The sequence below is a fragment of the Jatrophihabitans sp. genome (genome assembly GCF_051960575.1).
Taxonomy (GTDB): domain Bacteria; phylum Actinomycetota; class Actinomycetes; order Mycobacteriales; family Jatrophihabitantaceae; genus JBQCEE01.
The window spans coordinates 1-5598 of record NZ_JBQCEE010000364.1 but is presented as its reverse complement, the minus strand read 5'-3'; the positions used below and the strand labels follow the sequence as shown (position 1 = coordinate 5598).

General features: G+C 69.1%; 8 protein-coding genes. 3 read left to right on the top strand and 5 right to left on the bottom strand.

The annotated features are described in order from the left end of the window. The coding region (locus ACTHMS_RS20160; protein WP_440308450.1) for a transposase at positions 1 to 707 on the top strand (707 nt) is incomplete at its 5' end. A gap of 98 nt (positions 708 to 805) precedes the next feature. On the opposite strand, the gene ACTHMS_RS20155 is transcribed toward ACTHMS_RS20160, so the two are convergent. The 4 genes from ACTHMS_RS20155 to ACTHMS_RS20140 form a co-directional block, all read right to left on the bottom strand. Continuing rightward, a complete protein-coding gene (locus tag ACTHMS_RS20155; RefSeq protein WP_440308449.1) occupies positions 806 to 1057 on the bottom strand; it encodes a hypothetical protein in 252 nt (83 codons plus the stop codon). Next, positions 1054 to 1251 carry a hypothetical protein gene (locus tag ACTHMS_RS20150; protein WP_440308448.1) on the bottom strand — a complete coding sequence of 66 codons (198 nt, stop codon included), beginning with the start codon at positions 1249 to 1251 and terminating at the stop codon, positions 1054 to 1056. The genes ACTHMS_RS20155 and ACTHMS_RS20150 overlap by 4 nt, the downstream gene beginning before the upstream one ends. Positions 1252 to 1704: 453 nt before the next feature. Continuing rightward, positions 1705 to 1968: a hypothetical protein gene (locus ACTHMS_RS20145; RefSeq protein ID WP_440308447.1), complete on the bottom strand. Its 264-nt coding sequence runs from the start codon at positions 1966 to 1968 to the stop codon at positions 1705 to 1707. Between the two features lie 167 nt (positions 1969 to 2135). After that, positions 2136 to 2339, bottom strand: coding sequence for a helix-turn-helix domain-containing protein (locus ACTHMS_RS20140; RefSeq protein ID WP_440308446.1), 204 nt, complete (start codon positions 2337 to 2339; stop codon positions 2136 to 2138). A gap of 131 nt (positions 2340 to 2470) precedes the next feature. Here ACTHMS_RS20140 and ACTHMS_RS20135 point away from each other — a divergent pair, with 131 nt between their 5' ends. Further along, the gene (locus tag ACTHMS_RS20135) at positions 2471 to 2692 is read left to right on the top strand and encodes a helix-turn-helix domain-containing protein (RefSeq protein WP_440308445.1); all 222 of its coding nucleotides are present in this window, start codon (positions 2471 to 2473) and stop codon (positions 2690 to 2692) included. Between the two features lie 136 nt (positions 2693 to 2828). Then, complete coding sequence (locus tag ACTHMS_RS20130; protein ID WP_440308451.1) at positions 2829 to 3476, top strand: MFS transporter; 648 nt, start codon at positions 2829 to 2831, stop codon at positions 3474 to 3476. A gap of 55 nt (positions 3477 to 3531) precedes the next feature. On the opposite strand, the gene ACTHMS_RS20125 is transcribed toward ACTHMS_RS20130, so the two are convergent. Then, a complete protein-coding gene (locus tag ACTHMS_RS20125) occupies positions 3532 to 5484 on the bottom strand; it encodes a S9 family peptidase (RefSeq protein WP_440308444.1) in 1953 nt (650 codons plus the stop codon). Between the last annotated feature and the right edge of the window lie 114 nt (positions 5485 to 5598).

The window sequence follows — 5598 nt, the reverse complement described above, 5'->3', positions numbered from 1 at the left end:
TGATGTTGGAACTGATCCCTGGCGGCGCGAAGAAAGACCTGTCCGCTGCACAGGCCAAAGCGCTGCTGGCCACCGTGCGACCCCGTGACGTCGCCGGCAAGACCCGCCGCCGCGTCGCGGCCGAGCTGATCAGCGACCTCGAGCGGATCTACGCCCGCCGCAAGGCCGCCGACAAGGAGTTGACCGCGTTGCTGGCCGAGACCGGCACCGGCCTCACCGGCCTGTTCGGCATCGGCCCGACCGGCGCCGCCCGGTTGCTGGTCGAGGTCGGCGACATCACCCGCTTCCCGACCAAGGGCCACTTCGCGTCCTGGACCGGCACCGCCCCGGTCGACGCCTCTTCCGGCGACGTCGTTCGACACCGGCTGTCTCGTGGCGGGAACCGGCAGATCAACCATGTCCTGCACGTCATGGCCACAGCCCAGCTCCGCCACCCCAGCGAAGGGCAGGCGTACTACCAGCGGCTTCGCGGCAACAAGAAGAACGGCCTGGAGGCGATGCGCTGCCTCAAACGGCGTCTGTCCGACGTCGTCTACCGCACCATGGTCAACGACATGATCAACGCTGCGGCGGGTCCGGGAGGACACCCGGGCACGACTGTTCAATCCAGCGCGGCCGGCTCACATCCCGTCGCCGACTCTTCGGATCAGTCACTTCCCGAACCCGCCACCGCGGAGCCTAGAACAGCCGTCCCAGCTGCGTCTTGACACAGAGGGGCGGCATGGTCGTGCGCGGCTGCCGCGACAACAACTGCAATGGGCAGCCGGGCGCGGTGTCCGACCTCAGAGGAGCGTGCCCACCACAATCAGCGCGACACCGACCAGGACCCGAGAGCAAGGTAGGGCTGCAAGCGCCTCAGTCGTCCGATCTGTCGTTCATCCGCCTTCATCAATCGACTCTGTAGGGCGGCTGAATCCTCGCCTCGCTGCATCTGTCCGGTCGTCGCGGTGAGTCCGTTCCGGTTCAGGTGTTTCGTCACAGGCAGCATCAGCCACCCGATGGCGCTGAGCGCAGCTACGAACGTGCCGACGACAGTAAGCGAGTCGCGCGCACTCATGGCAGGTTCTCGGTCGATCCGCGCCTATGCCGAACCACGCCGCCTACTGTCCAGCAACAGGCGACCCAGACGAAGCTGCCGACGAAAGCGCCGAAGACGCCCGCCGCGCCGCGCCCCGAGCCGGATGTCACGCTGTGGCCGACAAGAAACCCGACAACCGCCAGCACCGGCCACAGGATCACCATGGCGATCAAGATGCGCTTCGCTGATGACCTCGGCAGTCGAGTGGCAGGCGGTGTCACGCCAGGCATCGTTCCCGCCCGATAGGTGGATTCAACCCACCTGATGCGCTCCGTGCGGTCGCAGGCACGACAACGTGATCGTTCAGTTCCGTGGCGTCTGACTCGGTGGACGGTGTTCCTTGTCCCATCGTTCCGCGAGCCTATATCTCACTTTCAGCGGCGGTGTGGATAGGCCGCCCCGGTAGTCCACCCACGGATTCGTTCTCGGTTGGTGCCGCGCCGAAGCCACCGCAGCTATCACGAGGTAGGCGATCAATCCTGACCACGCCCAAAGCCAACCTGGGCCGCCCAGACGCCACGCCAGAAACGTTCCGAGTAGGCCGATGGTCAGGAAGGTTGCGGTATAGACAGCAACGGGCACAAGCAACGGATGCCTCGCGGGCTTGCCTGACGTCCGCCGATCGGTCATGAGTGAATGCGTTCCCACTGCACGCGCAAGCGCCACGAAACTGCACCGAGTCCGATGAGAGCGATTGCTATGACGGCCAGTCCTCCCGGAACCGATGACCCAAGCTCTCGGATGCCAAGCACCAGCGCAAGCAGGATGAAGGCGGTCGCAATGATCAGCAAGGCGACGGTCCCGTACCGCATCCGTCTCGCCACCTGCTTGTTGTCCATCGCCTGCCCTACCTCCTTGGTCAGTGTGTTCCCGTTGAACGACAGTGCCAACCCACTGACTTCGGTGCTTCCGCCGCTCTGGTGTTCAAGTTCGCAGGCGTCCGGCGTTCGCGCGCATACGGCAGGGTTTCGGTGGCGGACAAGATCGCCCGATGAGCCGTCACATCGGCATGGTCGTGCACTCCACTCGGCATGGTTGAACAGGCTGGACTGTAGGACTACGCGGTTGTTTGATTCGGTATCGACACCAGCAACTCCGGAAGAGTTACGCCGAGGCCGCCCGCGAGCCGCACCAGTTGATCGAACGAGGGGTTAGCCTCTCCCCGCTCGATGCCGGAGAGGTAGCGCCGTGACATGCCGATCTTGTGCGCCAGATCCTCCTGGCTGAGCTGAGTCGCCTCCCGAGCGGACCGCACCGCCACGCCAAGCGAGCGCCGAGGGCCGTACTCCGCCGGTCGGGACTGCCGACCCGGGTTCCGCACGGACCTGAGATTCGTCGTGCGCTACCGTGATAGCCACGCTATATATAGCTCAAACCAAGGTGGGAGGCGCAGTGGAGACGGATCCGAACGGCCGCCTGTACACCACGCAGGAGGCGGCGGCACGGCTGCACATCAGCTACCACTGGCTGAAGAAGCAGGTACAGGTTGGCAAGGTGCGCCACATCCGCTTCGGGCGCTCAGTCCGCTTCACGGAAGAACACATTCACGAGATCATCGCCGCTCACGAGCGCCGCGTGGTTCGCGCCAAGACAACCGCCCGAACCAAGCTGTAGGCCTGGCGTCGTCCTCGAACTTTGGGGAGAACGCCGTTCTCCCCGCGTACCTCGTGAGACCCCTCGAGACCTCACAGGACCTCGCCCTACCCCTCATGTTGGGGGTCACCGACGCGGAGCCCACAAATACTGGGTTCTGCGGGCCTTCGCGGCAATGTTCTTCTTCCTCACCCAGTTCCTGCGTGACGTGCTCGGCTACAGCGACCTGCGCACCGGCTTCGCGTTCCTGCCGCTGACCGTCATGGTCTTCTCGGCGTCGCAACTCTCGGCCCGCGTGCTGGTCGAGCGGTTCGGCAACTACCCGGTCATGGTCACCGGCCTGGCCTGCTCGCTCACCGGCATGCTGGTGCTGACCCAGCTCAGCGCCGGCAGCGGCTACCCGCACCTGGTGATCGCGCTGATGATCTTCGGGCTCGGCAACGGGCTGGCGTTCGTGCCGCTCACCACGGCGGCGCTCGAGGGCGTCGACCCGGCCGACGCAGGTGCGGCGTCCGGACTGGTGAACGTCATGCAGCAGCTCGGCGGCGCCGTCGGTCTCGCCGTGCTGGTGACGGTGTTCGGCACGTCGTCGCGCAACGCCGCGGCGAGCGTCGACCGGGCGCTCTCGCCGGCGGACGCAGCCAAGCAGGTCTTCGTCCACGCCGCCGACCAGTCGTTCTGGGTGGCCGCCGGCTTCCTGGCCGCGACCTGGCTGCTCGTGGCGACGCTGCTGCGACCGCGCCGGGCAGCACTCGACACCGACGCCCTGCTCGCCGACGCCCCGGAGCTCGTGCTCGCCGACTGACCCACCGCCTCATGATCACGCGCTGGTGCACACCCTGCTGTGCACCAGCGCGTGATCATCGTCGTGCCGTGCCGGCGTGCTCGGCGCAGAAGTCCAGCACGGTCTCGTACCAGACCCGGGCGTTGCCCGGCGTCAGCACCCAGTGGTTCTCGGTCGTGAACTGCAGGAAGCGGTGCGGCAGGTCGTCCGGGGTGCCGCGCCAACGCGAGACGAGGTCCCACCACAACCGCAGCGCCTCGCTGACCGGCACCCGGTAGTCGCGGTTGCCGTGGATCACCAGCATCGGGGTGACGATCCGGTCGGCGAAGTGGTGCGGCGAGTTCTCGGCGTACCAGTCGGGGTGGTCGGCGGGCGTGCCGAACAGGCCGCTCTTCCAGTGCGCGGCGTCGGTGGTGGTGTGCTGCTGGTCGAGCGCCCACAGCCCGGCGTGCGTGACGATCGCCCGGAACCGGTCGGTGTGGCCGGCGATCCAGTTGGTCATGTAGCCGCCGAAGCTGCCGCCGAGACAAACCGTGCGGCACGCGTCCACGTCCGGCCGCTGCAGCACGGCGTCGAGCACGCCCTCGACGTCGCGCCAGACGAGCCCGGCCCGGTGCGGCCAGGCGCGGGCGATCGCGTCCGCGCCGTAGCCGGTCGACAGCGCCGGATCGGGCAGGACCACCGCCCAGCCCTGCGCGACGGCCACCCACGGCGACCACCGCCAGCTCCAGCTGTTGTACGACATGAACGGCCCGCCGTGGATCCACTGCATCACCGGCGCCGGCGTCGCCGCGCTCGCCGCGTGCGGCAGGCAGAGCCAGGCGTGCACGTGGTGGTCGCCGACCTCGACGTCGAGCTCGTGCAGCGTGCCGGGCAGCTCCGGCGTCGGTGCGGGGTCCGGCAGCGCCTGCACGCCGTCGACCGTGACGAGCACGGGCGCCGGCGCGCTGTCGATCGCCGAGCGCAGCGCGTAGACCCTGCCGCCGGGTGCCGGCGCGAGGCTCACGTACACCGCGTCGTCGGCCAGCACCGCCGTCACCGCGCCGGTGCGCGGGTCGACGGCGGCCAGCCGGCCGCGTCCGTGGTGGTCGCCGCTGACGTAGAGCACTTCGCCGTCGGGCGCCCACGCGTACTCGGTCGGGTAGAGGTCGCCGAGATCGGCCTCGACCACGCCGCCGCCGTCGACGGTGTGCACCTGCAGCGCCCAGGTCATCGGCGTGCCGAAGTCACCGTCGTCCTCGCGCAGCAGGGCGACCCGCGACCCGTCGGGACTGATGCGCGGCGACGAGAACTCGACGTCGGCGGCCGCGGCGAGCTCGCGGCGCTCGCCGGTGGCGGTGTCGATCAGGACGACGCCGTACGGAGTCACGCCGCCAGGACGCCGCGTGCGCCAGGTCGTCGCGATCGTGGCGCCGTCGGCGCTGATCGACGCGGCGTGGTTGACGAGGGCGACCCCGGCGTCGGGCGTCAGGTCGCGGGAGGCGCCGCCGTCACCGAGCATGAACAGCCGCGACGAGGTGTCGCCGAGCTCGCTGTCCCAGTACCGGATCGGCATGCCGGTATGGACGATCGCGGTGATGCCGTGGTCCTTCCGGCTGCGGCGCCGGGCGGAGTCGTCGTCGCCGCCGGCCGAGGGCCCGACGAGCACGCTGCCGCCGAGCACGGTCGTGCCGGCGCGGGCCGCGACCAGCACCGCCTCGACGCCGCCCGGCAGGTCGGCGACGTGCTCCGGCTCGCCGCTCGCCGGCAGCGCCCAGAGCGCCGGGTCGTCCGATCCCTCCGGCCGGGGGCGCTTCGAGACGAACAGCAGCCGCCCGTCGGGGTGGAGCACCAGGCTGGTCTCCCCCGCGTCCGAGCGGGTCAGACGCCGCGGCTCGCCGCCGTCGAGCGGGATCTCCCAGAGCGCCGAGACGTACCTCGCGTCCGTGGCGGTCTGCACCGAGGCGACGAGCCGGCGGCCGTCGGGGCTGACTGCGAGGCCGGTGGTACGGGGCAGGGTGACGAATGCGGCGATATCGGCGTAGGTCACCCGGGCGACGCTACTGATGGTGACGGTGCCAGGACGACGGGGTTCCGTCCGACGTGCTCGAGCAGCGTGTCGACGCTGTCGACCAGCCGGTCGGTGGCGTCGACCAGTGCGCCC